This window comes from Mycobacterium sp. SMC-4 (assembly GCF_025263265.1).
Classification (GTDB): domain Bacteria; phylum Actinomycetota; class Actinomycetes; order Mycobacteriales; family Mycobacteriaceae; genus Mycobacterium.
Genome location: NZ_CP079869.1, coordinates 4,133,882 through 4,156,190, shown reverse-complemented (window position 1 = coordinate 4,156,190; position 22,309 = coordinate 4,133,882). Strand labels below are relative to the sequence as shown.

22 protein-coding genes are annotated in these 22,309 nt (G+C 67.2%); 10 read left to right on the top strand and 12 right to left on the bottom strand.

Annotation, left to right across the window (positions count from 1 at the left end):
• Nucleotides 1-98: 98 nt before the first annotated feature.
• On the top strand, nucleotides 99-509 hold the full coding sequence (locus KXD98_RS19650) for a hypothetical protein (protein ID WP_260759995.1): 411 nt from the start codon (nucleotides 99-101) through the stop codon (nucleotides 507-509).
• A 19-nt stretch (nucleotides 510-528) separates the two neighbouring features.
• Here the strand turns inward: KXD98_RS19650 and coaA are convergent, their stop codons facing one another.
• Entirely contained in the window at nucleotides 529-1,479 is a 951-nt protein-coding gene (gene coaA / locus KXD98_RS19645; protein ID WP_260759994.1) for a type I pantothenate kinase, read from the bottom strand.
• Nucleotides 1,480-1,509: 30 nt separating this feature from the next.
• On the opposite strand from coaA, the gene KXD98_RS19640 reads away from it, so the two are divergent.
• From KXD98_RS19640 to KXD98_RS19625, 4 genes are all read left to right on the top strand, one after another.
• Entirely contained in the window at nucleotides 1,510-2,706 is a 1,197-nt protein-coding gene (locus KXD98_RS19640) for a DUF885 domain-containing protein (RefSeq protein WP_260759993.1), read from the top strand.
• Nucleotides 2,707-2,724: 18 nt separating this feature from the next.
• Nucleotides 2,725-4,191 (top strand): glycine hydroxymethyltransferase, encoded by a 1,467-nt coding sequence (locus KXD98_RS19635; protein WP_260759992.1) that lies wholly within the window; start codon nucleotides 2,725-2,727, stop codon nucleotides 4,189-4,191.
• Between the two features lie 78 nt (nucleotides 4,192-4,269).
• Nucleotides 4,270-5,097: an acyl-ACP desaturase gene (locus KXD98_RS19630; RefSeq protein WP_260759991.1), complete on the top strand. Its 828-nt coding sequence runs from the start codon at nucleotides 4,270-4,272 to the stop codon at nucleotides 5,095-5,097.
• A gap of 204 nt (nucleotides 5,098-5,301) precedes the next feature.
• Nucleotides 5,302-6,633 carry a PhoH family protein gene (locus tag KXD98_RS19625; protein WP_260765323.1) on the top strand — a complete coding sequence of 444 codons (1,332 nt, stop codon included), beginning with the start codon at nucleotides 5,302-5,304 and terminating at the stop codon, nucleotides 6,631-6,633.
• Between the two features lie 65 nt (nucleotides 6,634-6,698).
• On the opposite strand, the gene KXD98_RS19620 is transcribed toward KXD98_RS19625, so the two are convergent.
• Together KXD98_RS19620 and glpX are read right to left on the bottom strand one after the other, a co-directional pair.
• Nucleotides 6,699-8,105, bottom strand: coding sequence for a class II fumarate hydratase (locus KXD98_RS19620; protein ID WP_260759989.1), 1,407 nt, complete (start codon nucleotides 8,103-8,105; stop codon nucleotides 6,699-6,701).
• 38 nt (nucleotides 8,106-8,143) lie between these two features.
• On the bottom strand, nucleotides 8,144-9,172 hold the full coding sequence (gene glpX, locus KXD98_RS19615; protein ID WP_260759988.1) for a class II fructose-bisphosphatase: 1,029 nt from the start codon (nucleotides 9,170-9,172) through the stop codon (nucleotides 8,144-8,146).
• A gap of 55 nt (nucleotides 9,173-9,227) precedes the next feature.
• On the opposite strand from glpX, the gene KXD98_RS19610 reads away from it, so the two are divergent.
• Both KXD98_RS19610 and KXD98_RS19605 read left to right on the top strand, forming a co-directional pair.
• Nucleotides 9,228-9,899, top strand: a complete 672-nt coding sequence (locus KXD98_RS19610; protein ID WP_260759987.1) for a DUF4245 domain-containing protein — start codon at nucleotides 9,228-9,230, stop codon at nucleotides 9,897-9,899.
• 20 nt (nucleotides 9,900-9,919) lie between these two features.
• Nucleotides 9,920-10,717, top strand: coding sequence for a dienelactone hydrolase family protein (locus KXD98_RS19605; protein WP_260759985.1), 798 nt, complete (start codon nucleotides 9,920-9,922; stop codon nucleotides 10,715-10,717).
• On the opposite strand, the gene KXD98_RS19600 is transcribed toward KXD98_RS19605, so the two are convergent.
• The 3 genes from KXD98_RS19600 to KXD98_RS19590 are packed head-to-tail and all read right to left on the bottom strand — an operon-like array spanning nucleotide 10,698 to nucleotide 13,527.
• The gene (locus KXD98_RS19600; RefSeq protein ID WP_260759984.1) at nucleotides 10,698-11,876 is read right to left on the bottom strand and encodes an AI-2E family transporter; all 1,179 of its coding nucleotides are present in this window, start codon (nucleotides 11,874-11,876) and stop codon (nucleotides 10,698-10,700) included. The two genes, KXD98_RS19605 and KXD98_RS19600, sit on opposite strands and share 20 nt — an antisense overlap.
• Nucleotides 11,877-11,917: 41 nt before the next feature.
• A complete protein-coding gene (locus tag KXD98_RS19595; RefSeq protein ID WP_260759983.1) occupies nucleotides 11,918-12,757 on the bottom strand; it encodes an SDR family oxidoreductase in 840 nt (279 codons plus the stop codon).
• Nucleotides 12,754-13,527 (bottom strand): SDR family NAD(P)-dependent oxidoreductase, encoded by a 774-nt coding sequence (locus tag KXD98_RS19590; RefSeq protein WP_260759982.1) that lies wholly within the window; start codon nucleotides 13,525-13,527, stop codon nucleotides 12,754-12,756. Before KXD98_RS19590 ends, KXD98_RS19595 begins: the two co-directional genes overlap by 4 nt.
• A gap of 91 nt (nucleotides 13,528-13,618) precedes the next feature.
• On the opposite strand from KXD98_RS19590, the gene KXD98_RS19585 reads away from it, so the two are divergent.
• Nucleotides 13,619-14,095: an SRPBCC family protein gene (locus tag KXD98_RS19585; RefSeq protein WP_260759981.1), complete on the top strand. Its 477-nt coding sequence runs from the start codon at nucleotides 13,619-13,621 to the stop codon at nucleotides 14,093-14,095.
• Here KXD98_RS19585 and KXD98_RS19580 read toward each other — a convergent pair.
• Nucleotides 14,092-14,691 (bottom strand): dihydrofolate reductase family protein, encoded by a 600-nt coding sequence (locus tag KXD98_RS19580; protein ID WP_260759980.1) that lies wholly within the window; start codon nucleotides 14,689-14,691, stop codon nucleotides 14,092-14,094. The genes KXD98_RS19585 and KXD98_RS19580 overlap by 4 nt on opposite strands.
• Before the next feature lie 224 nt (nucleotides 14,692-14,915).
• Between KXD98_RS19580 and KXD98_RS19575 the strand changes: the two genes are divergently transcribed.
• Nucleotides 14,916-17,243, top strand: a complete 2,328-nt coding sequence (locus KXD98_RS19575) for a bifunctional diguanylate cyclase/phosphodiesterase (protein WP_260759979.1) — start codon at nucleotides 14,916-14,918, stop codon at nucleotides 17,241-17,243.
• Here KXD98_RS19575 and KXD98_RS19570 read toward each other — a convergent pair.
• The 5 genes from KXD98_RS19570 to KXD98_RS19550 form a co-directional block, all read right to left on the bottom strand.
• Nucleotides 17,240-17,971 carry an alpha/beta fold hydrolase gene (locus KXD98_RS19570; RefSeq protein WP_260759978.1) on the bottom strand — a complete coding sequence of 244 codons (732 nt, stop codon included), beginning with the start codon at nucleotides 17,969-17,971 and terminating at the stop codon, nucleotides 17,240-17,242. The genes KXD98_RS19575 and KXD98_RS19570 overlap by 4 nt on opposite strands.
• 23 nt (nucleotides 17,972-17,994) lie before the next feature.
• A complete protein-coding gene (locus KXD98_RS19565) occupies nucleotides 17,995-19,116 on the bottom strand; it encodes an NAD-dependent epimerase/dehydratase family protein (RefSeq protein WP_260759977.1) in 1,122 nt (373 codons plus the stop codon).
• Nucleotides 19,117-19,179: 63 nt separating this feature from the next.
• Nucleotides 19,180-19,392, bottom strand: coding sequence for an exodeoxyribonuclease VII small subunit (locus tag KXD98_RS19560; RefSeq protein ID WP_260759976.1), 213 nt, complete (start codon nucleotides 19,390-19,392; stop codon nucleotides 19,180-19,182).
• Nucleotides 19,389-20,633 carry an exodeoxyribonuclease VII large subunit gene (xseA, locus tag KXD98_RS19555; RefSeq protein ID WP_396883259.1) on the bottom strand — a complete coding sequence of 415 codons (1,245 nt, stop codon included), beginning with the start codon at nucleotides 20,631-20,633 and terminating at the stop codon, nucleotides 19,389-19,391. Before xseA ends, KXD98_RS19560 begins: the two co-directional genes overlap by 4 nt.
• Before the next feature lie 2 nt (nucleotides 20,634-20,635).
• Entirely contained in the window at nucleotides 20,636-21,229 is a 594-nt protein-coding gene (locus tag KXD98_RS19550; RefSeq protein WP_260759974.1) for a lipid droplet-associated protein, read from the bottom strand.
• A 54-nt stretch (nucleotides 21,230-21,283) separates the two neighbouring features.
• Here KXD98_RS19550 and KXD98_RS19545 point away from each other — a divergent pair, with 54 nt between their 5' ends.
• The gene (locus KXD98_RS19545; RefSeq protein ID WP_260759973.1) at nucleotides 21,284-22,285 is read left to right on the top strand and encodes a 4-hydroxy-3-methylbut-2-enyl diphosphate reductase; all 1,002 of its coding nucleotides are present in this window, start codon (nucleotides 21,284-21,286) and stop codon (nucleotides 22,283-22,285) included.
• Nucleotides 22,286-22,309: the final 24 nt, after the last annotated feature.

Sequence of the window (22,309 nt, the reverse complement as noted above, 5' to 3'; positions counted from 1 at the left end):
AGCATCGGTGCCGTGACCGCCATCACCACCGGGCACCGCAGAGCTGCCCACCGGGATGCAAACGCACCGATATCCGCATCGTGAAAGGAATCTCCGTCATGACCGTCACATCATCCCGCCTCAACGAGTCCACCGACTCCCTGCTGCGTTTCGCCATGCGCGCTGATGGCATCCTCAGCGGTCTGGCCGGCATCGTGCTGCTGGCATTGGCGCCCAGGGTGGCCGAGCTGTCGGGCACCACGCCTGCTGTCGAGTACGCGACCGGCGCGTTCTTCGTCGTCTTCGCGGCCGCCGTGCTGGCGCTGGCTGCCCGCCCGGCCATCCGCACCTCGGGTGTGGTGCTGGCGGTGGGCAACCTGCTGTTCAGTGTCGCCACCGTGGTGGTCGTCGTCGCCGGAGTCTGGCCGCTGACCACGATGGGCGTGGTGCTGGTGCTGGGCACCGGGGTCTACACGCTGGTGATGGCCGAACTGCAGTACCAGGGTGTGCGCCGCATCGGCAGAGCCTGATCCGACTACAGCGGCTGCGCTACAACTTGCGCAGCCGCAGCCGGTTGATCGAATGGTCGGAATCCTTGCGCAGCACCAGCGTCGCGCGCGGCCGGGTCGGCAGGATGTTCTCGATCAGATTGGGCCGGTTGATGGAGTGCCAGATGTCGCGGGCGGCGAACACGGCCTGCTCATCGGTCAGCGTCGAGTAGTGGTGGAAATGCGATGCCGGGTTGGCGAATGCGCCGGCGCGCATCGACAGAAACCGTGAGATGTACCAGTTCTCGATGTCCTCGATGCGCGCGTCGACGTAGACCGAGAAGTCGAACAGGTCGGAGACCATCAGCGCCGGGCCGGTCTGCAGGACGTTGAGCCCCTCCAGGATGAGGATGTCGGGATGCTCGATGATCTGCTTGTCACCCGGCACGATGTCGTAGAGCAAGTGAGAGTAGACCGGTGCACACGCCGCATCGGAACCTGATTTCACCGCGGTGACAAAGCGCATCAACCCACGACGGTCATAGCTTTCCGGGAAGCCCTTGCGGTGCATCAGGTTCCGGCGCGCGAGCTCCTTGTTCGGATAGAGGAAACCGTCGGTGGTCACCAGATCGACCCGCGGGTGGTGCTCCCAGCGGGCGAGCAGCGCCTGCAGCACACGGGCCGTGGTGGATTTGCCGACCGCCACGCTGCCCGCGACGCCGATGATGAACGGCACCGGCCGGTTCGGATTCTGGTGCGGCTCGCCTTCGGGGTCATCGAGGAACTCTGCGGTGGTGGCGAACAGGGCCTGACGCGCGGCGACCTGCAGATGGATCAGCCGGGCCAGGGGCAGGTAGACCTCTTCGACTTCCAGCAGGTCGATCTTCTCGCCGAGCCCACGCAGCTTGACCAGTTCGTCTTCGGTCAACTTCAGCGGTGTCGAGGACCGGAGCCCCCGCCACTGACTTCGATCGAACTCCACATAGGGGCTGGGTTCGCTCAGCCGAGCCATGCGCCCAGTCTTGCAGTTAGCGTGGTTGCCATGGACCCCGGCACCCTGATCAACGAGTACCTGATGCTCGGACTGCGCTTCGACCGCATCGAGGAAGGTTACGTCGACTCGTTCACCGGGGACCCCGCACTGCGCCGCCAGGTCGACAACGAACCATTGCCCGACCCCGCGGCGCTGGCCCGTCGGGCCGAACAGCTGCAGACCGAACTGCCCGCCGGCCTCGATGCCGACCGCGCTGCGTTCGTCGGCGCGCATCTGCGCGCACTGGCCTGTGCCGGTCGGAAGTTCGCGGGCCAGGAGGTCGGTTTCGTCGACGAGGTGGCGGCCTACTTCGACGTCCGCATCACCAAGGGCGACCCGCAGCGGTACCGGGAGGCGCACGCCCAGCTCGACGACGCGTTGGGGGGCTCCGGCCCGCTCGCCGAGCGGGTGCAGGCCTACCGTGCGGCCGAGGAGATCCCGCCCGATCGCCTCGAGGAAGCCATTCACGCGTTCTCCTCGGCGTTGCGCGACCGCGTGCGTGCGACCTTCCCACTGCCCGAACGCGAGACGATCACCTACGAGGTGGTGACCGACAAGCCGTGGTCGGGGTTCAACTACTACCTCGGCGATTACCGGTCGACCGTCGCGGTCAACGCCGACCTCAGGCAGCAGATGTCGAACCTGCCGCGGCTGGTCGCTCACGAGTCGTATCCAGGCCACCACACCGAGCACTGCCGCAAGGAGGCGGGGCTGGTCGAGGGCAAGGGCCAGGCCGAGCAGACCATCTTCCTGGTCAACACCCCACAGTGCCTGATGGCCGAGGGGTTGGCCGACCTGGCACTCTATGTGGCGATCGGACCGGGCTGGGGGGGTTGGGCTGCCGACGTCTACGCCGATCTGGGGCTGCGGTTCGACGGTGAGCGGGCGGCCGCGGTCTCCGATGCGACGGCAGCGCTGGCCGATGTGCGCCAGGATGCCGCGCTGATGCTGCATGACGAGCGCCGCGACGTCGACGAGGTGGTGGCGTTCCTGAAACGATGGCTGCTGGTCAACGACGAACGCGCCCGCCAGATGCTGCGCTTCTTGTCGTCGCCGCTGTGGCGCGCGTACACCAGCACCTACGTCGAGGGCTATCGGCTGCTGCGCGGCTGGCTCGATGCCCGTCCCGACGGGGTGTCGCTCAGCGAGCGCTTCACCACGCTGCTCGACGAGCCGCTGATCCCCTCGTCGTTGCGTACCCCATAGCCCGATAGGCTTTCGGACATGACTGCTGAGTCCGTCACCGCCGGTCAGGGCGCCGAGTACGCCGCCACCGCCAGCGAGGCCTACCGCGCCGCGCTGCAGGTGATCGAGAGCGTCGAGCCGCGCATCGCCGAGGCCACCCGCAAAGAGCTCGACGACCAGCGTTCGTCGCTGAAGTTGATCGCCAGTGAGAACTACGCTTCGCCCGCGGTGCTGCTGACCATGGGCACGTGGTTCTCCGACAAGTACGCCGAGGGCACCATCGGCCACCGGTTCTATGCCGCCTGCCAGAATGTCGACACCGTCGAGGCGCTGGCCGCCGAACACGCCCGCGAACTGTTCGGCGCGCCGTACGCCTACGCCCAGCCGCATTCCGGTATCGACGCCAACCTGGTGGCCTACTGGGCGATCCTGGCCACCCGGGTGGAGGCTCCCCAGTTGGCCGAGCTGGGCGCCAAGCACATCAACGACGTGTCCGAAGCCGACTGGGAAAGTCTGCGCGCCCAGCTGGGCAATCAGCGTCTGATGGGTATGTCGCTGGACACCGGCGGGCACCTGACCCACGGGTTCCGGCCCAACATCTCCGGCAAGATGTTCCACCAGCGCCAGTACGGCACCGATCCCACGACCGGGTTCATCGACTACGACGCCGTCGCCGCCGCGGTGCGGGAGTTCAAGCCGCTGGTGCTGGTCGCCGGTTATTCGGCCTATCCGCGCCGGATCAACTTCGCCAAGATGCGGGAGATCGCCGACGAGGTCGGTGCGACGCTGATGGTCGACATGGCGCACTTCGCCGGGCTGGTGGCCGGCAAGGTGTTCACCGGCGACGAGGATCCGGTGCCGCACGCCCATGTCGTGACGACGACGACGCACAAGTCGCTGCGCGGGCCCCGTGGCGGTCTGGTGCTGGCCACCGAGGAGTACGCACCCGCGGTCGACAAGGGTTGCCCGATGGTGCTGGGCGGTCCACTTTCGCACGTGATGGCCGCCAAGGCCGTCGCGCTGGCCGAGGCCCGGCAGCCGGCGTTCCGCAGTTACGCACAAGCCGTCGCCGACAACGCGCAGGCGCTGGCCGACGGCTTCGTGAAGCGGGACAGCAGCTTGGTCACCGGCGGGACCGACAACCACCTGGTGCTGCTCGACGTCACGTCGTTCGGGCTGACCGGCCGCCAAGCCGAGTCGGCGCTGCTGGACTCCGGCATCGTCACCAACCGCAACGCGATCCCGGCCGATCCGAACGGTGCCTGGTACACCAGCGGCATCCGGTTCGGTACCCCGGCGCTGACGACGCGTGGCTTTGGCGCCGACGACTTCGACCGGGTCGCCGAGCTGGTGGTCGAGGTGCTGAAGAACACCGAGCCCGCGGCCGGACCGGCGGGGCCCTCCAAGGCCAAGTACACGCTGGCCGACGGCACCGCAGAGCGGGTGCGCAGCGCGGCGGCCGAAATGCTCGACGCCAACCCGCTCTACCCGGGCCTGACGCTCTAGACCTTTTGTCGACACGGCCTCCGGAGTGTCGCGCACGGCAATTTTACGATTCCCACAGAATTGGGTTAGTGTAACCGCATGGCACAGAAACCTGTCGCTAACGCCCTGACGCTCGAACTTGAGCCGGTCGTCGACGATGAGCTGCGGCGTCATCTCGACACCGAGGACCCGTGGTTCGCCCACGATTTCGTCCCGTTCGACCAGGGTGAGAACTTCGCATTCCTGGGCGGACGGGACTGGGATCCGTCGCAGGTGACCCTGCCCAAGCACATCACAGACGCCTTGGAGATCCTGCTGATCACCAAGGACAACCTGGCCGGCTATCACCGCGAACTCGTCGAACACTTCATCCTCGAAGACAAGTGGGGTCGCTGGCTGGGCCGCTGGACCGCCGAGGAACACCTGCACGCGGTCGCGCTGCGCAACTACCTGGTGGTCACCCGCCAGATCGACCCCACCGCCAACGAGGACGTCCGCGTCGAGCATGTGATGAAGGGCTATCGCGCCGACACCTACAGCCAGATCGAGACGCTGGTGTTCATGGCGTTCTGGGAGCGCGCGCACGCGGTGTTCTGCCGCAACCTGGAGGCCCAGATCGGCGAGCCGGTGCTGCAAGGGCTCGTGGGCCGGATCGCCCGCGACGAGGAACGCCACGAAGAGTTTTTCGGCAACCTCATCGCGCACTGCTTGAGCACCCACCGCGAAGAGACCGTTGACGCGATCGCCAAGCGGGCCGCCGAACTCGACGTCGTCGGCGGTGACATCGACGCCTACCAGGACAAGGTCGCGCGCGTCGCGCAGGCCGGGATCTTCGACCGCGACCAGCTCAGCACTGTGATCGCCGAGCGCATCCGGGCCTGGGGGGTGGCCGACGAGGCCGCCCTTGAACAGTTCACCAGCTCGTAACGCATACGGCAGTCAGAGTTTCGGCGCGCCTGACGGGCACCTGTGCGCGTGCGAGAGTAGCGTCGATTCCGATGGCTAGCGATTTGCTCTGCTGTCCGGGCGGTCCCGATTGAGAGGGCCGGCCCCGGTCCTGAGACCGCTTGTGTGTCCACCGAGAAGTTCGTGTGGGGCCGCAGGAACTCGCGCAGCCTCGAGGAGCGCTACGTGACCCAATTCCCGAGCCGGCAGTCAGGTGCACGACGGACCTATGTGCTCGACACCTCCGTGTTGTTGTCCGATCCCTGGGCCATCACGCGATTTGCCGAACACGAAGTGGTGGTTCCGCTCGTCGTCATCAGCGAGCTGGAAGCCAAACGTCACCACCACGAGCTGGGATGGTTCGCTCGACAGGCGCTGCGCATGTTCGACGATCTGCGGCTCGAACACGGTCGGTTGGATCTGCCCATTCCCGTTGGCGCAGAAGGCGGTACGCTTCAGGTCGAGCTCAATCACAGTGACCCCTCGGTGCTGCCGGCCGGATTCCGCACCGAGACCAACGACGCTCGCATCCTGACCTGTGCGGCCAACCTCGCCGCTGAGGGCAAGCAGGTGACGCTGGTGAGCAAGGACATCCCACTGCGCGTCAAGGCAGGCGCGGTCGGCCTTCCCGCCGACGAGTACCACGCGCAGGATGTCGTCACCTCCGGGTGGACCGGGATGGCCGAACTCGAGGTGTCAGGCGAGGACGTGGACGCCTTGTTCGCCGACGGCGAGATCGACCTGACCGCCGCCCGTGATCTGCCCTGCCACACCGGAATCAGGTTGCTGGGCAGCAGTTCTCATGCGCTGGGCCGGGTCAACGCCGATAAGAGGGTGCAGTTGGTACGAGGTGATCGCGAGGTGTTCGGCCTCCGGGGAAGGTCCGCCGAACAACGCGTCGCGCTCGATCTGCTGCAGGACGAATTGGTCGGCATCGTCTCGCTGGGCGGCAAGGCCGGCACCGGCAAGTCCGCGTTGGCGCTGTGTGCTGGTCTGGAGGCGGTGTTGGAGCGGCGTACCCAGCGCAAGGTGGTGGTGTTCCGCCCGCTCTATGCGGTGGGCGGGCAGGACCTCGGCTACCTCCCGGGCAGCGAGAGCGACAAGATGGGCCCCTGGGCTCAAGCGGTGTTCGACACGTTGGAGGGTCTGGCCAGTCCGGCGGTGCTCGAAGAGGTGCTCTCGCGCGGGATGCTGGAGGTGCTGCCGCTGACCCACATCCGGGGCCGCTCGCTGCACGACTCGTTCGTCATCGTCGACGAGGCGCAGTCGTTGGAGCGCAACGTGTTGCTGACGGTGCTGTCCCGGCTGGGTTCGGGTTCACGTGTGGTGCTGACCCACGATGTGGCCCAGCGGGACAATCTGCGCGTCGGCCGCCACGACGGTGTCGCGGCCGTGATCGAGAAGCTCAAGGGCCACCCGCTGTTCGCACACATCACGCTGCTGCGCAGTGAACGCTCGCCGATCGCCGCGCTGGTGACCGAGATGCTCGAAGAGATCAGTCCCGGTGCCTTGCCCTGACGAGGGATTTGGGCGCGGTAAACGACGCCCAGCGTCGTTTACCGCGCCCAAATCGCACGAGTTGGCTAGTCGCCGTCCTTGACTTTGGCCATCGCGAGTACGTCGAGACGCTTGTCGAGCTCCGCTTCGGAGAGCTTGTCTCCGATCAGGCCACGATCGATGACCGTCTGGCGAATCGTCTTCTTCTCCGCCAGCGCCTGCTTGGCCACTTTGGCGGCCTCCTCGTAGCCGATCGCCGAGTTCAGCGGAGTCACGATCGACGGTGAGGACTCGGCGAGCTCGCGCAGCCGATCCTCATTGGCGATCAGGCCGTCGATGCACCGGGTGGCGAACAACTTCGACGAGTTGGCCAGCAGCGTGAACGACTCGAGCACATTGCGGGCCATCATCGGGATGTAGACGTTGAGCTCGAACGCGCCCGACAGTCCGCCCACGGTGACAGCGGCGTCGTTGCCGATGACCTGTGCCGCCACCTGGGTGATCGCCTCGGGGATGACGGGGTTGACCTTGCCCGGCATGATCGAGCTTCCCGGCTGCAGATCGGGCAACTGCAGCTCGCCCAGCCCGGTCAGCGGCCCCGACCCCATCCAACGAATGTCGTTGGCGATCTTGGTCAGTGAGACCGCGATCGTCTTGAGCGCACCAGAGGCCTCGACCAGCCCGTCACGCGCGGCTTGGGCCTCGAAAGAGTCGACGGCAGGGCGCAACTCGGCGATGCCGGTCTGGTCGACCAGCACCTCGACGACCTTCGCGCCGAAGCCGTCGGGCGCGTTGAGCCCGGTGCCGACGGCGGTGCCGCCGATGGCGAGCTCCCCGAGCCGGGGCAGGGTCGCCTTCACTCTCTCGATGCCGGCCTGGATCTGCCGGGCGTAGCCGCCGAACTCCTGGCCCAGCGTCACCGGGACCGCGTCCATCAGGTGGGTGCGGCCCGACTTCACCGTGGTGCGCCACTGCCGGGCTTTGGCCTCCAGCGACTCGTGCAGCACCTCCAGCGCCGGGATCAGTTGCCGCACGGCGGCTTCGGTGGCCGCGATGTGGGTCGCGGTGGGAAAGGTGTCGTTGGAGCTCTGCGACATGTTCACGTGGTCGTTGGGATGCACCGTGACCCCGTTGGCCGCCGCGATCGAGGCGATGACCTCGTTGGTGTTCATGTTCGAACTGGTGCCCGACCCGGTCTGGAACACGTCGATCGGGAACTGGTCGTCATGCTGTCCGTCGGCGATCTCGGCCGCTGCGGCGATGATCGCGTCGGCCTTGTCCGCATCCAGCAGCCCGAGGTCCTTGTTCACCTGGGCGCAGGCGCCTTTGAGCAGGCCGAGCGCACGGATCTGGGTGCGTTCCAGCGGACGGAACGAGATCGGGAAGTTCTCCACCGCGCGTTGGGTCTGCGCGCGCCACAGCGCGTCCTTGGGGACCCGGACTTCACCCATGGTGTCGTGCTCGATGCGGTACTCGGCGTCCTTGTCTGCCATGTGGCTCCCTGTTTCGTGAGGTGTTGGGGTTGAAGGGGTTACGGCAATGGGTAGGCGGCGCTGACGTCGCCGGTGAAGTTCACCGCGGAGTACTCGTTGAGCTTCGAGAGCCGGTGATAGGCGTCGATCATCCGCACGGTGCCCGACTTCGAACGCATCACGATCGACTGGGTGGTGCAGCCACCGCCGAAGAAGCGCACCCCTTTGAGCAGGTCGCCGTCGGTGACACCGGTGGCGCAGAAGAACACGTTCTCTCCGGACACCAGGTCTTTGGTGGTGAGCACGCGGTCCAGGTCGTAACCGCGGTCGAGGGCGCGCTGGCGCTCTTCGTCGTCGGTGGGCGCCAGCGTGGCCTGGATCTCGCCGCCCATGCAGCGGATCGCGGCCGCGGTGATGATGCCCTCGGGGGTGCCGCCGATGCCGACCAGCAGGTCGGTGCCCGAGTCGGGGCGGCAGGCCGAGATGGCGCCCGCGACGTCGCCGTCGGAGATCAGCCGGATGCGCGCGCCGGCCTCCCGGACGTCGGCCATCAACTTGGTGTGCCGGGGACGGTCCAGGATGCAGACGGTGATGTCGGAGACCGAGGCCTTGCGAACTTTGGCGATGCGTTGGATGTTCGCCGCGATCGGAGACGTGATGTCGATGAAGTCGGCGACATCGGGTCCGCCGGCGATCTTGTTCATGTAGAACACCGCCGACGGATCGAACATCGAGCCGCGCTCGGCCACCGCGAGCACCGAGATGGCGTTGGGCATGCCCTTGCTCATCAGCGTGGTGCCGTCGACCGGGTCGACGGCGAAGTCGCACTCCGGGCCGTCGCCGTTGCCGACCTCCTCGCCGTTGTAGAGCATCGGGGCGTTGTCCTTCTCGCCCTCGCCGATGACCACCACGCCGCGCATCGATACGGAGTTGACCAGTTGACGCATCGCGTCGACGGCCGCGCCGTCGCCGCCTTCCTTGTCTCCGCGTCCGACCCAGCGGCCCGCCGCCATCGCCCCAGCCTCGGTCACTCGCACGAGCTCCAGGGCCAGGTTGCGATCGGGGGCTTCACGTCTCGGTGGCGTCATGGGCCAGATTGTCCCATTAGCGGGTTGCTCTCCGGGAGCTGGGATACTGGCAATCATGACGACGCCGCCCGACCCGGGCCACCCGGTCGCCGGGGTGCCCGGTCCGCGCCCTCCGAAGTCTCGCCTGCTGCAAGACGGTCGCGACATGTTCTGGTCGATGGCACCGCTGGTGGTGGCCTGTCTGGTGCTGGCCGGACTGCTGGGCATGTGCTCGTTCGCGCCCTCGGGTCCGGGCCGCGGACCGACACCGGATTACGACGCCCCGGCGGCATTGCGCGCCGATGCCGCAGCGCTGGGCATTCCGATTCGCATCCCCGCAGTGCCCGAGGGCTGGCAGTCCAACTCCGGCAGCCGCAAAGGCATCGAGTCCGGCCGCACCGATCCGGCCACCGGGCAGCAGGTGCGGGCGGTCGCCTCCACGGTTGGATTCCTCACGACGACGGGTCGGTACCTCAGCGTGACCCAGAGTGATGCCGACGAGGAGCGCCTCATCGCATCGTTCGACCGCGACCTGGTCCCGACCGGGACCCAGGACGTCGACGGCGTGCGCTGGATCGTCTACCAGGGTGGAGGACGCAACGGCGGGCCGGCAGAACCGGTGTGGACCGCGCGCATCAGCGGCCCGACCGGACCAGCGCAGATTGCGCTGACCGGGGCCGGCGGTACCGATGAGTACCGTACGCTTGCCGCGGCGACGCAATCGCAGCCGCCGCTGCCCTCGACCTGAGCACGCGAGATGGAGACGCCATGACCGCTCCGGAGTCCGATCTGACCGGATGGGTCGCCACGCCGTTCACCGCGGCCGGCCAGACCTACGACGTCTACCGCAAAGGCGAAGGGCCCGGGGTGGTCCTGATCCCGGAGATGCCCGGCCTGCATCCCGGGGTGCTCGCGCTCGGTGATCACCTCGTCGACAACGGATTCACGGTCGCCGCGCCGTCGCTGTTCGGCACGCCGGGGGCTCCCGCACGGGGTCCGGGCGCGCTACCGGTGCTGCTGAAGGGGTGCGTCGCCAAGGAGTTCGCGGCGTTCGCCACCAATGCCGACCGGCCGGTGGCCCACTATCTGCGGGCGCTGGCGCGTGACCTCGACGCCAACACCCCCGGCAAGGGCGTCGGCGTCATCGGCCAGTGCTTCACCGGCGGATTCGCGCTGGCCGCCGCCGTCGACGACAGTGTGCTGGCCCCGGTGATGAGCCAGCCGTCGATACCCTTACCGCTGACCCCCAAGCAGCGGCGTGATCCGGGGGTGTCCGAGGCGGAATTGCAGGTCGTGGCGCGCCGAGCTGCCGAGGAGGGACTGTGCGTGATGGGGTTGCGCTTCAGCGCCGACCCCCTCGTCCCTGGCGCGCGGTTCGCCACGTTGAAGGACCGGCTCGGCGACGCGTTCGACGTCATCGAGATCAATTCGGGCAAGGGCAACGCCGACGGCCTCGGACGGATGGCCCACTCGGTGCTGACCGACCAGGTGCGTGAGGTCGACGGAAACCCGGCCTATGAGGCCCGTAAGCGGGTCGTGGAGTTCTTCAAGAGCCGGTTGTTCTAGCCGGCCGCAACCGCTGCGGGAGCAGGCGCTGCCACCACGGGGTGTCCCGCTCGTTCGCGTCGTCCTCGGGATCGGCGCGGGTGCCGGTGAGGGTGTCCAACGGCAGATCCTTCGACACCGCCAGGTACATGCTGATCGTCGTCACGATGACGATCATCAGCACCGGTCCCAACACGATGCCAAAGAATCCGAACATGCCCAGCCCGGCGAAGACGGCGATCAACATCAGCGCCGGCTGCAGGTGGGCGCTCTTGGGCACCAGGAACGGCCGCAGCACATTGTCGATGTTGGTCACCACGAGCAGGTGGAAGACGACGACGAAGATGCCGCCCACCGGATTGCCGAACACCGCCATCGCGATGCCCAGCGGAATGGTCACGATGCCGCCACCCAGCGGGATGAACGACAGCGCGGTCAGGAAGATCACGAACATGAAGAACGCGTCGTGCAGGCCGGCGATGTACAGCGACACCGCACCGGCCACACCCTGACAGGTGGCGATGATGAACTGGCCCTTGACCGTCGCCGAGACCATGGCGCCGACCTTGGCCAGATAGATGTCGGAAACCTCGCGGCCCAGCGGGTTGAGGTCGCGGAACAGTTCGGCGACCTTGTCGCCGTTGGTCAGCAGCGCCAAGAACACGTACAGGAAGATGATCGACGCGGTCACCGTGGCCGCGATGCCGCCCACCGAATCGCGGATCAGGCCCAGCGCAATTTCCCCGGCGTCCTGACCCACCCGGGCAATGGCCTGACGCACCGACTCCGGGGTCAGCGTGGTCTCCACGAACGGGACTCGCGCCAGCAGTTCATTGGCCGAGTCGAGCAGGCGCTGGGCCAGCGCGGTGAAGTCGGTCTGCTGGGCCCAGTGGCCCACGCTGGAGACCATTTGGCTGATTTGCATCACGGCCAACGCCACCACGCCCGACAGTGGCAGGGCGACGATGGCGATCGCCGCCAGCAGCGTCAGCGTCGCCGCCGCGCCGGAGCTCATCCTGGCCAGCAGACGCCGGTAGAGCGGGCTGAACAGGTAGGCCAGCACGGCGGCGACCGCGATCAGCAGCACATACCGGCGCAGGAAGTACGCTGCGACCCCGAGCGCGATCAGCGTGATGACGGCCAGCGCGCGCTTCTGGGTCGGGGTGAACTGATCTGTCATGCGCCCTCCCGCCCCGGCGCGTCGGCCGGGCGTGAGCAACCCTATCCGGAGCCGGTCGCAGATGGCGGTATGCCACGTCCCTGTCGTGACCGCTGCCCGGCGACGAAACGCATCGACATCCGGTTCATCAGGTTCGGGGCCAACCGCGCGAACCACCATTGCGCCTGCGCCACCGTGGGTTTGACCAGGATTGCCTTGTTGCGCCGGATCGCCCGCAGGGTGTCCCGCGCGAGCCGGTCGGCGTCGTAGGGTTTGCCGCCTTGAGCCTGCAGAAAGTAGTCACGGCCGACAAAGCCCCCCATCGCGCCTTTGTCCAGGATCGGCGTCTCGACGGCAGCCGGACAGACCACCAACACCCCGACGCCACGGGGCGCGGCCTCGGAGCGCAGCGCCAGCGACAGCCCGACCACGGCATGCTTGGTGGCGACGTAGCTGGTGACCTGCCCGGCGGCGGTCAGGCCGGCCATCGAAGCGGTGTTGACGATCTGGCCGTGGCCCTGGCGCAACATCTGGGGGTACGCGGCGGCGACACCGTGCACGACGCCGCGCAGGTTGATGTCGATGATCGCGTTCCACTGGTCGAGGGTGAGCAGCTCGGTGTCTCCGCCCCAGACGATGCCGGCGTTGTTGAAGATGAGGTCGATACGGCCGGCCCGGTTGACGATCTCGTCGACGGCGGCTTGCACGGCGGCGGCGTCGGTGACGTCCAGCTGGGCCGCCCGGGCCCGGTCACTCAACCCGGCGATGGTGCCCTCGGCGGCGACCGCGTCGATATCGGTGCACACCACATGGGCGCCGGCTGCGTCCAGTGCGCGGCACAGCGCTGCGCCGATGCCCGAGCCGGCACCGGTCACCAGCGCATGCCTGCCCTCGACGTTCACGCCTGCTCCATGAGCCGGTTGACGTGGCCCATGATGTCGGGATAGCGCTTCAGGTGGGCGCCGCCATTGATGTCGAGCACTTCGCCGGTGATCCACGACGCTGCCGGGGAGCACAGGTAGGCCACCGCGTCGGCGATGTCCTGCGGGGTGCCCGCCCGGGCCAGCGCGGTGTTGTCGACGTAGTCCTGCACCACCCCGGGCACCGATGCCGCGGCCGCGGTGAGTGGGGTGTGGACGAACCCCGGTGCGACCGCGTTGACCCGGATGCCGCGCGCACCCATCTCGAGTGCGGCAACCTGGGTCAGCATCGACAGGCCGGCTTTGGCCGCGCAGTAGGCACTCATTCCGGCCGCGGGCTGGCGCCCGTTCAGCGAGCTGATCTGCACCAGCGAACCGCCTGCGCGCAAATGTCGGCCGGCGTGCTTGGCGACGATGAACGCGCCGTTGAGACAGACGTCGACGACGGCGCGGAACTCCGAGACGGGCATCTCGGTGATCAGGCCGACATTGCTGAACCCGGCACAGTTGACCGCGATGTCGATGGGGCCGAGGTCATCGAACAGCCGCTGCACCGAATCCTCGTCGACGACGTCGACCCGCGCGGCGCTATGGCCGTCACCGAGTTCGGTGGCCCGGGCCTGGGCGCCTTCGGCGTTGAGGTCGGCCACGGTGATCCGCACACCGGCCGCGGCCAGGGTCTGGGCGGTCGCCCAGCCGATACCGGACGCCGCGCCGACGATGACGGCGACGCGCCCATTACTGGTTTCCATCCGAGTGGCCCTCCGACGACGAAGTAGAACGCGTTCTAAGGTCACATCCCGTCGACAGAAACGCAATAGTGTCTACTGGCAGACTCGACGGGTGACCGAACTGAAGATGTCGGAGTCGATAACGGTGGCGGTGCCGCCGGAGGACCTGTACGCACTGGTGTCGGATGTGACCCGGACGGGCCAATGGAGTCCGGTGTGCCGCCGGTGCTGGTGGGACGAGGGTGCCGGGCCGCAGGTGGGCGCCTGGTTCACCGGCCGCAACGAGACCCCCGAGCGGATATGGGAGACCCGCTGCCAGGTCGTGGCCGCTGAGCCCGGGCGCGTCTTCGCGTGGGAGGTCAACGACGGATGGGTCTACTGGGGGTACCACCTGGAGCCCGACGGTGCCGGAACCCGCCTGACCGAGTCGTGGGCGCTGCTGCCCAAAGGTGTCGACGGGTTCGGCGAACGTTTCGGCGAATCGGCCGACGCAGAAATCGCAAAGCGCGTCGACGCCGCGCGCATCGGGATCCCGGCGACGCTGGCTGCGATCAAAGAGATCGCCGAATCAGGCGGGAGCCCCCACTAACGTAGGTGCGCCGTGGCGCTCCGGTAATCACCTGCGGGCGCGTCTTCGTCGCGGGTGTAGACCAGGTGCAGCACGCCGGTCTGGAAAGCGTTGCAGGACAGTAGCTTCAGCGGGATCTGGTCGTCGTCGAACAGTCGCGCGCCCTTGCCCACAGCGATCGGGTGGACCAGCAGGTGCAGTTCGTCGAGCAGTCCGGCGTGCAGGAGTTGGCGGACCACCGACGGCGAACCGCTCATCGCGATGGCACCCTCGCCGGGTTCGTTCTTGAGTGTGCGGACACCGTCGAGCAGATCGCCGGCGAGTCGTTCGGAGTTGCGCCACGAGAACTGCAGCTGGTTGCGCGACACCACGATCTTGCGTGCGTCGCCGAGCGCCCTGGCGAACTCGGCCTCATCGCCGCCCTGCAATTCCCGCTCGGGCCAGGCGCCGGCGAAGCTGTCGTAGGTGACACGGCCCAGCAGCAGTGTGTCGGCGGTACCGAGCTGGGCGTTGACGGCTGCGCCCATCTGGTCGTCGAAGTACGGGAAATGCCACTGGTCGGGCGCTTCGACCACGCCGTCGAGCGAGATGAACAGGCCTGCGGACAATGGGCGCATCGGGGATCCTCCGGTCGTTGTCGTGGACAGCTGAACCGACTCCGCGTTCCGCGAAAAATCATCGCGGCACCGCTGCCGCGGGTGCGCAGCAACATCGCACAGCAACCCCTAGCAAACACCGGTCTTCGGCCGAGATTTTGCGTTAGCGTTTGGGTCGTCGCTGGCGGTTGACGCTACATTTCGGCAGAACGTTTCATCATCGCGGCAGAGGGCAGGGGAGCACCGTGAGTACAGGTCGACCTGCGCGCATGCTCTCGGCGGCGCTGGCCGTGCCGGTCGGGGCTGCACTCGCGCTTGCCGTCCTGCTCCTCGCCGCCGGCGGCGGCAGAGTGGTGCCATTGATCGACGATCTGATCATCTTGGGTCTGTCGGCATACGCCACCGCCTGCTGCGCCTGGGCGGCGAGGATGGCGCAAGACCGCATGCGCACCGCGTGGCGATTCTTGACGGTGGCGTTGGGGGCGTGGGCCGTCGCCGATCTGATCTGGTTGCTGTGCGAGTACGTGTTCTACGTCGAGCCGTTTCCGTCGCCTGCCGACCTGTTCTATCTGGTCTTCAGTGTCTTCGCGGTCCCGGCCCTGCTGCTGATGGTTCCGTCTGATGGCACGTCGCTGCGGCATACCGCCGCGCGCATCGCCCTCGACGGCCTCACGGTGGCGCTGTGCTCGTTCTTGCTGTCCTGGATCTTTGCGCTCAACGCGGTCTACTCCGCATACCGCGACGACAAGCTGACCCTGGGATTGGCGGTGTTCTATCCGGCCGCCGACATCGTGCTGCTGGCGATCGCGGTTGCTGTCTGGGCCCGTGCAGGTGTTCGACAGCGCGTTGTGTTGGGGTTGCTGGTACTGGCGTTCGCGATAATGACGGTCACCGACAGTGCGTTCGCTTACGCCGTTGCCCAGGGCGTCTACACGACCGGAAGTCTGATGGATGTCGGGTGGGCGATCTCGCTGGTTGCCATCTGTGCTGCGGCTCTGCTGAGTTCCCGGATGCCACCGCCGCGAATGCAGGCTGTGGCGGTGCCGTCGGTGTCGTCGCTGTGGGCCCCGTACGTGCCCCTGCTGCTGGCCGGGACGATCGGCCCGATCATGATCATGTCCGGTCTTGAGCGGATCCTGGTTCCACTGATCGTCGTCACGGTGTGTTTGCGCCAATCCGTTGCGGCCTTCGAAAACCGGTCGTGGGCCAAGGCCGCGGCGGATCAGGCGTTGAAGGACCCGTTGACGGGCCTAGCCAACCAGGCCCTGTTCATCGACCGACTAACACATGCGATGGTGCTGCGTGCCCGCGAGGAGCGCCCGGTGCTGGTCGCGGCCGTGGACCTGGAGGACTTCGCGTTCGTCAATGACAACCTCGGTCATCCGGCCGGAGACAAGCTGCTGGTGCATGCCGGCAGGCGAATCGCCGCGTGCCTGCGGCCGGGCGACACGGTGGGGCGGCTCGGCGGAGATGAGTTCGTGCTGCTGCTCGAAGGCGACCTGGACGGGTCCCGCCAGGTTCTGCACTGTGTCATGCAGACCTTTGAGGAGCCGTTCACCGTTGGCGGGCAACAGGTGTCGATGCGCTGCCGCATCGGGGTGGCAGTGGCCCCGCCGGATGATCCGGACCTCACTCCGGCGATTCTGATGAAGCGGGCCGACCACGCCGTGCAGGCGGCGAAGCGCTCGTATTCGACGTCGCGGATGTGTAATTACGACATCGACCTGATGCGGTCGGGAGGCAGCGTCGAGCACCCCGGTGACCGCGACACCGATCGGGTGACCGGCGCCGGGGTGGCCAAGGTCAGGTTATTGGCGGATCTGCGTCATGCCGTTGACCACGGCGAGCTCGATCTCGCCTACCAGCCGAAGGTGAATCTCGAAAGTGGAAGCATCGTGGGGGTGGAGGCGCTGCTGCGCTGGCCGCACCCGGAGCTGGGCTTACTGCAACCAGCGACCTTCATGCCACTGGTGCGTCAGCACAACCTGATTCGCCCCGTCACCGACCTGGTGATCCAAAAGGTTTTCGACGACGCTGCGCACTGGCGCGACGGTGGAGTCCGGATGCCGTTTGCTCTCAACATGTTCGCCCCGTCGCTGCGCGACACCCGGCTTCCTGCCGCGCTCAGCGAAGCCCTCGACGCCTGCAAACTACCCGCGAACCTGCTCACCGTCGAGATCACCGAGGATCTCGTCATCCATGACCTGACCCTGGTCGCCAAAGTTCTCCAGCAGTTGCGCGAGCGCGGAATACAGGTCGCCATCGACGATTTCGGCAGCGGTTACTCGGCTTTGTCATATCTGCGGGACCTGCGCATCGACGAGATCAAACTCGACCGGTCGTTCATCGCCACGGTGACCAGCGATCGTCGGGCCGCGACGGTGGTCCGCTCGGTCATCGATCTCACGCACGGACTGGGAATGACCGTCGTGGCCGAGGGCATCGAAGAGGCTGCGACGGCAGAATGGTTGCGTGACAGCGGATGCGACGTGGGCCAGGGCTACTACTTCGGCATGCCGATCGACGCTGCCGACGTCCCGAACCTGACCGACCTGGCCGCTCCGCGCCGCTAGCCGGTAGGGGCCGGGTCGGCTGCGTCGATGAGTTCGCGGACCAGCGCGGGAAAGCGTTCGCGGTCCGGTCGGAAGATGTCGTGCGGTGAATCGGCGAATTCTTCGAGTCGCGCGGTCGGGAAGAGTTCGCGGTACCGGGCCCAGTTGATGTCACTGACCAGTGGGGCGTTGAGGCTGCGGACCGCCAGCAGCGGGGGTTGCCAGTGCGCCAACGGTTCCCAGAACGACTGCGGACGTGCCGCGCGCAGCGTCGCGACCGCCGCCTGCCGGTCCAGGCGCTGGTGCACCGGGGTGCCCCGCCAGCGTCCGTCCAGCAGGTGGCCGAACGCGTTGTCGGGCACGAGGAGCTCTTCGGGGATGTAGTCACCGATCGACACCGACCGCACCCGGGGCCAATTGGCCAGCGCCCAGGTGATCGCGTAGGCCGTGCCGCGTGAGAAGCTCATCATGTGCACCGGTCCGTCGGTGAGCTCGTCGACGACCGCTGCGACGTCGTTGGCCAGCGCGGCGGAGTCATAACCGTTCTCACCGGCGGTGCTGCGGCCGTGTCCACGCAATTCGATCACCGCGGTGCGGCGACCCAATGCGGGCAGGATCTGGGTGTAGTCGTCGGCGACGTCGGTGAATCCGGGCACGAACACGACCGGTGCCCCGCGGTCGTCACCGCCGGAGTCGAGGTAGCGGATGCGCGCGCCGCCGTGGGTGGCGAACCGGAACTCGGGCACCATCAGATGATGGCACCCTCCACCGGTCAGCCCTTCGGTGCGGTAGGTGCGGCCGCAGAGACCACGGGCTGTCCTTCGGCTTTCATCCGGGCGAACAGCTCGACGTAGTAGGGCAGGCAGTGCTGCAGCGCCTCTTCGGTGGAGTACAGCGGTTCATACCCCAGGTCGCGCTGTGCCTTGCCGATCGAGAAGTAGTTGTCCAGGTAAAGACGCTCCACCGCAAGGGGTTCCAGCAGCGGCTTGGGCAGGCCGAAGCGGAAATGCAGGAACTGCCAGACGGTCATCACCGCCCAGACCAGTCGGCCCGGGACCCGCAGCCGGGGCCAGGGCTGACCGCATGCCTCGACCACCGGGCGAGCGAACTCGAACATGTTGACCGGATCACCGTCATTGATGAAGTAGGCCTGCCCGGGTGCGGTGCCCCCAGGCACCAGGTGTTCGGCGGCCAGAATGAATCCGTGGATCAGGTTGTGCACGTAAGAGTTGTCGAGCTTGACGTTCTTGTTACCGACCAACACCTTGACGTGACCGGCCAGCACGCTCTCGAATACCTTGCGGAACATGGTCTGATCGCCGCGGCCCCAGATGCCGCTGGGTCGGATCGAGCAGGTGAGCATCCCGGATTCGCCGTTCTGGGCGAGCACGAATTTCTCGGCGACGACCTTGGTCTCGGTGTAGAGGTCGTTGAATCGCTCGGTGTACGGCAGGTTTTCGTCACCATTGGAGATCCGTTGTCCGCCCATCACGACGCTGTTGGACGCGGTGTAGACGAACCGTTGGACACCGGCCGCCTGCGCGGCGCGCACCAGGTTCTGCGTGCCGGTCACGTTGACCGCGAAGCTGCGTTGGCGGTATTCCTGGCTGGCCGACGCGCCGCCCATCAGGTCGATGATGGCCGCGGTGTGAAAGACCGTGTCGACCTCGGCGACGGCAGCGCTGACCTGGGCCGGGTCGGTGATGTCTCCTTCGACGACCTCGAGACGGTCGTGAGGTTCCAGTGGTGAGGGTGCGCGGTCGAAGGAGCGCACCGCCAACCCCCGGTCCAGCAGGGCGGTGACCAGGTTGGCGCCGACGAAACCCGATCCGCCGGTCACCAGAACCCGGCCGAGTTCGGTGGTCGGTGCTGCGTCACCCAAGTCCGAAGCCATGTCGGGAAGATTAACTGAAACGTGTTCCAATTTCGAGGGCCCAGCGGTTTGGTGCTTTCCTAATCAATCATCTGGGTCATCGCTGCGGGCCAGCGCCTGCTCGACTCTCTTGCGAGCCCCAGCTAAATGTTCCTCGCAGCATTTCGCGAGTTGTTCGCCTCTTTCCCACAGCTTCAGCGATGCGTCGAGGTCCATTCCGCCATGCTCGAGGCGCTGCACCACCTCGATCAGTTCGTCGCGGGCTTCTTCGTACCCCAGCTCACTAATGGGCTTCATTGTTCTCCCTCGAATTCGCGCTCGCCTGCACTGATCGCCAGGACCGCGCCGTCAGCCACCCGCACCCGCAGCCGGGCCCCGCTCGGCGCGTCGGCGATGCTGCGCAGCACCTGGGTTGGTCCCGATGGGGGCAGTGTCTGCACGACGGCGTAACCGCGGGCCAGCGTCGCGGCCGGTCCCAGGGTCGTCAGCCGGGCCGACAAATGGCCGACGCGCTCGGATTCGGCGTCGATCAGGCGGGTGATGTCGCGTCGACCGGCGCCGCGGGCCCGGCTGATGTCCTCGGCGCGCAGGTCGATCGCATCCAGCGGGCGGGCCAGCACCGGCCGGCTGCGCAATTGGGTCACCAGGTGCTGTTCCCGGTTCACCCAGTTGCGTAATGCCCGCCCGCTGCGCTGGCGCAACTCGTCGACCAGCGCCTGCTCGGCTGCCGTGTCTGGGACGATCCGCTTGGCCGCGTCGGTCGGAGTGGCCGCGCGCAGGTCGGCGACCAGATCGCACAGCGGGTTGTCGGGTTCGTGGCCGATGGCGCTGACCACCGGCGTGGTGCAGCGCACGATCTCCCGGCACAGCGTTTCGTCGGAGAACGGCAGCAGATCCTCGACGCTGCCGCCGCCTCGGGCCAGCACGATCACGTCGACGTCCGGGTCGGCGTCGAGTACCCGCAACGCCTCGACGATCTGCGGGACCGCGTTGGGCCCCTGCACGACGGTGTTGCGGACCGCGAACCGCACCGCGGGCCAGCGGCCCGACGCGACGGCCATGATGTCGTGTTCGGCGGCTGAGGCCCGCCCGGTGATCAAGCCGATGGTGTCGGGCAGAAACGGGATGGGCCGTTTGAGGCGCGGATCGAACAAGCCCTCGGCCTCCAGCAACCGGCGCAGCCGTTCGATGCGAGCCAGCAGCTCTCCGATGCCGACAGCCCGGATCTCGCTGACGCGCAGGGAGAAGCTGCCGCGACCGGTGTAGAAGGTGGGTTTGCCGAACACGATCACCTGGGTGCCGTCGGTCATCTTGACCGGCGCGTTGGTCACCAGATCGCGTGGACACGTCAGCGACATGGACATGTCGGCCGCCGGGTCGCGCAGCGTGATGAACGCGGTGTTGGAGTTCGGCCGCAACGTCAGCTGGGCGATCTGGCCCTCCACCCACACCGAACCCAGCTTGTCGATCCACCCGGCGACCCGGATGGCGACACCGCGCACCGGGAAGGGGTTCTCCGGCGACTGCCCCGGTGGCAGGGTCACTTGGCCGACGCGCGAGTGATTCTGTTGGCCAGCAGCGTCTGGAACGGAGCGCGCGCCTTGGTGTTCTCCTCGTAGGTCAGCAGCGCCTCCAGGTCGGAGATCTTCAGCGAGGTCAGTCGGGCGCGCAGCTGCGCCAGCGTCAATGACTCGTAGTCGACCTCGGCGACGATTGCCGGCGCCGCCGCGGACTGGAGGGGTCCGGATCCGCCGTCGTCATCGGTCGCAGTGGTGGTCTTGTCGGGCTCCTCGGAGAACAGCGCGAACCGTCCCTCGGTCATCCGTTCGCCGTCGCGCGTCGGCAGTTCCACCACGTCACCGTCGGGCCCGCCGCTGCCACCGGACTCGAGGTCCTCGTCGAATGTCGCCCACTCCGGCTGTTCGTCCTTAGGCGGGAAGATCGACTCCAGCGTCTCGTCGCCCTTGATCACCAGCACCGCCACGTCCTGCTGCATCTTCATGACCAGGTGGGCGACCTGGCTGGCCAGGGTCATCGGGTACATCAGGATGGTTTGGGGAAGCTTGCGGGTTTCCTCGATCGCGGTCACCGCCGCACCCACCAGCAGACGGACCCCATACGGTGCAGTTGCCATGGCTCTTAGCCTACGGCTGGGCGTCAGGTGCGGTGGATAAGTACCCTGGGACTCATGCCGACCACTGTGAATATCGGGATTCCGGGCGCGAGCAGCTCGGTCGTCGGCGATGTCGCTGGCAAACGCGTGTTGCTGGCCGAGCCGCGCGGCTACTGTGCCGGCGTCGACCGGGCCGTCGAAACCGTGGAGCGCGCGCTGGAAAAGCACGGCGCCCCCATCTACGTCCGCCACGAGATCGTGCACAACCGCTACGTGGTGGACACGCTGGCCAAGGCCGGCGCGGTGTTCGTCGAGCAGACCGACGAGGTGCCCGAGGGCGCCATCGTGGTGTTCTCCGCCCACGGTGTCGCGCCGACCGTGCACGAGGAGGCTGCTGCCCGCAACCTGCAGACCATCGACGCGACGTGCCCGCTGGTGACCAAGGTGCACAACGAGGCCAAGCGCTTCGCCCGCGACGACTACGACATCCTGCTCGTCGGCCACGAGGGCCACGAAGAGGTGGTCGGTACCGCCGGTGAGGCACCTGACCACGTCCAGGTGGTCGACAACCCCGACGCCGTCGACAAGGTGACGGTGCGCGACCCGAACAAGGTCATCTGGCTGTCGCAGACCACGCTGAGCGTCGACGAGACCATGGAGACCGTGCGCCGGCTGCGGGAAAAATTCCCGACGCTGCAGGACCCGCCGAGTGACGATATCTGTTACGCCACCCAGAACCGCCAGGTCGCGGTCAAGGCGATGGCACCCGAGTGTGAGCTCGTCATCGTGGTGGGCTCGAAGAACTCGTCGAACTCGGTGCGGCTGGTCGAGGTGGCCCTCGGCGCCGGTTCCGACGCCGCATACCTGGTGGACTACGCCGACGACATCGACCCGGCCTGGCTGGACGGTGTGACGACCGTCGGCGTCACCTCCGGTGCATCGGTTCCGGAGATCCTGGTCCGCGGGGTGCTTGATCGCCTCGCCGAGTACGGCTACGGCACCGTGCAGCCCGTCACCACGGCCAACGAGACGCTGGTGTTCGCCCTGCCCCGGGAAATCCGGCCCGCACGGAGCTAACCGGTACGGTGCTCGAGTGTGACC

Coding starts and splice junctions, on each gene's coding strand:
- KXD98_RS19620 (WP_260759989.1), bottom strand. CDS start 8,105: ATGGCAGACAAGGACGCCGAGTACCGCATCGAGCACGACACCATGGGT.
- KXD98_RS19610 (WP_260759987.1), top strand. CDS start 9,228: ATGACGACGCCGCCCGACCCGGGCCACCCGGTCGCCGGGGTGCCCGGT.
- KXD98_RS19635 (WP_260759992.1), top strand. CDS start 2,725: ATGACTGCTGAGTCCGTCACCGCCGGTCAGGGCGCCGAGTACGCCGCC.
- coaA (WP_260759994.1), bottom strand. CDS start 1,479: ATGGCTCGGCTGAGCGAACCCAGCCCCTATGTGGAGTTCGATCGAAGT.
- KXD98_RS19630 (WP_260759991.1), top strand. CDS start 4,270: ATGGCACAGAAACCTGTCGCTAACGCCCTGACGCTCGAACTTGAGCCG.
- KXD98_RS19570 (WP_260759978.1), bottom strand. CDS start 17,971: ATGGTGCCCGAGTTCCGGTTCGCCACCCACGGCGGCGCGCGCATCCGC.
- KXD98_RS19560 (WP_260759976.1), bottom strand. CDS start 19,392: ATGAAGCCCATTAGTGAGCTGGGGTACGAAGAAGCCCGCGACGAACTG.
- KXD98_RS19580 (WP_260759980.1), bottom strand. CDS start 14,691: ATGCGCCCATTGTCCGCAGGCCTGTTCATCTCGCTCGACGGCGTGGTC.
- KXD98_RS19550 (WP_260759974.1), bottom strand. CDS start 21,229: ATGGCAACTGCACCGTATGGGGTCCGTCTGCTGGTGGGTGCGGCGGTG.
- KXD98_RS19590 (WP_260759982.1), bottom strand. CDS start 13,527: ATGGAAACCAGTAATGGGCGCGTCGCCGTCATCGTCGGCGCGGCGTCC.
- KXD98_RS19640 (WP_260759993.1), top strand. CDS start 1,510: ATGGACCCCGGCACCCTGATCAACGAGTACCTGATGCTCGGACTGCGC.
- KXD98_RS19545 (WP_260759973.1), top strand. CDS start 21,284: ATGCCGACCACTGTGAATATCGGGATTCCGGGCGCGAGCAGCTCGGTC.
- KXD98_RS19650 (WP_260759995.1), top strand. CDS start 99: ATGACCGTCACATCATCCCGCCTCAACGAGTCCACCGACTCCCTGCTG.
- KXD98_RS19565 (WP_260759977.1), bottom strand. CDS start 19,116: ATGGCTTCGGACTTGGGTGACGCAGCACCGACCACCGAACTCGGCCGG.
- glpX (WP_260759988.1), bottom strand. CDS start 9,172: ATGACGCCACCGAGACGTGAAGCCCCCGATCGCAACCTGGCCCTGGAG.
- KXD98_RS19605 (WP_260759985.1), top strand. CDS start 9,920: ATGACCGCTCCGGAGTCCGATCTGACCGGATGGGTCGCCACGCCGTTC.
- KXD98_RS19600 (WP_260759984.1), bottom strand. CDS start 11,876: ATGACAGATCAGTTCACCCCGACCCAGAAGCGCGCGCTGGCCGTCATC.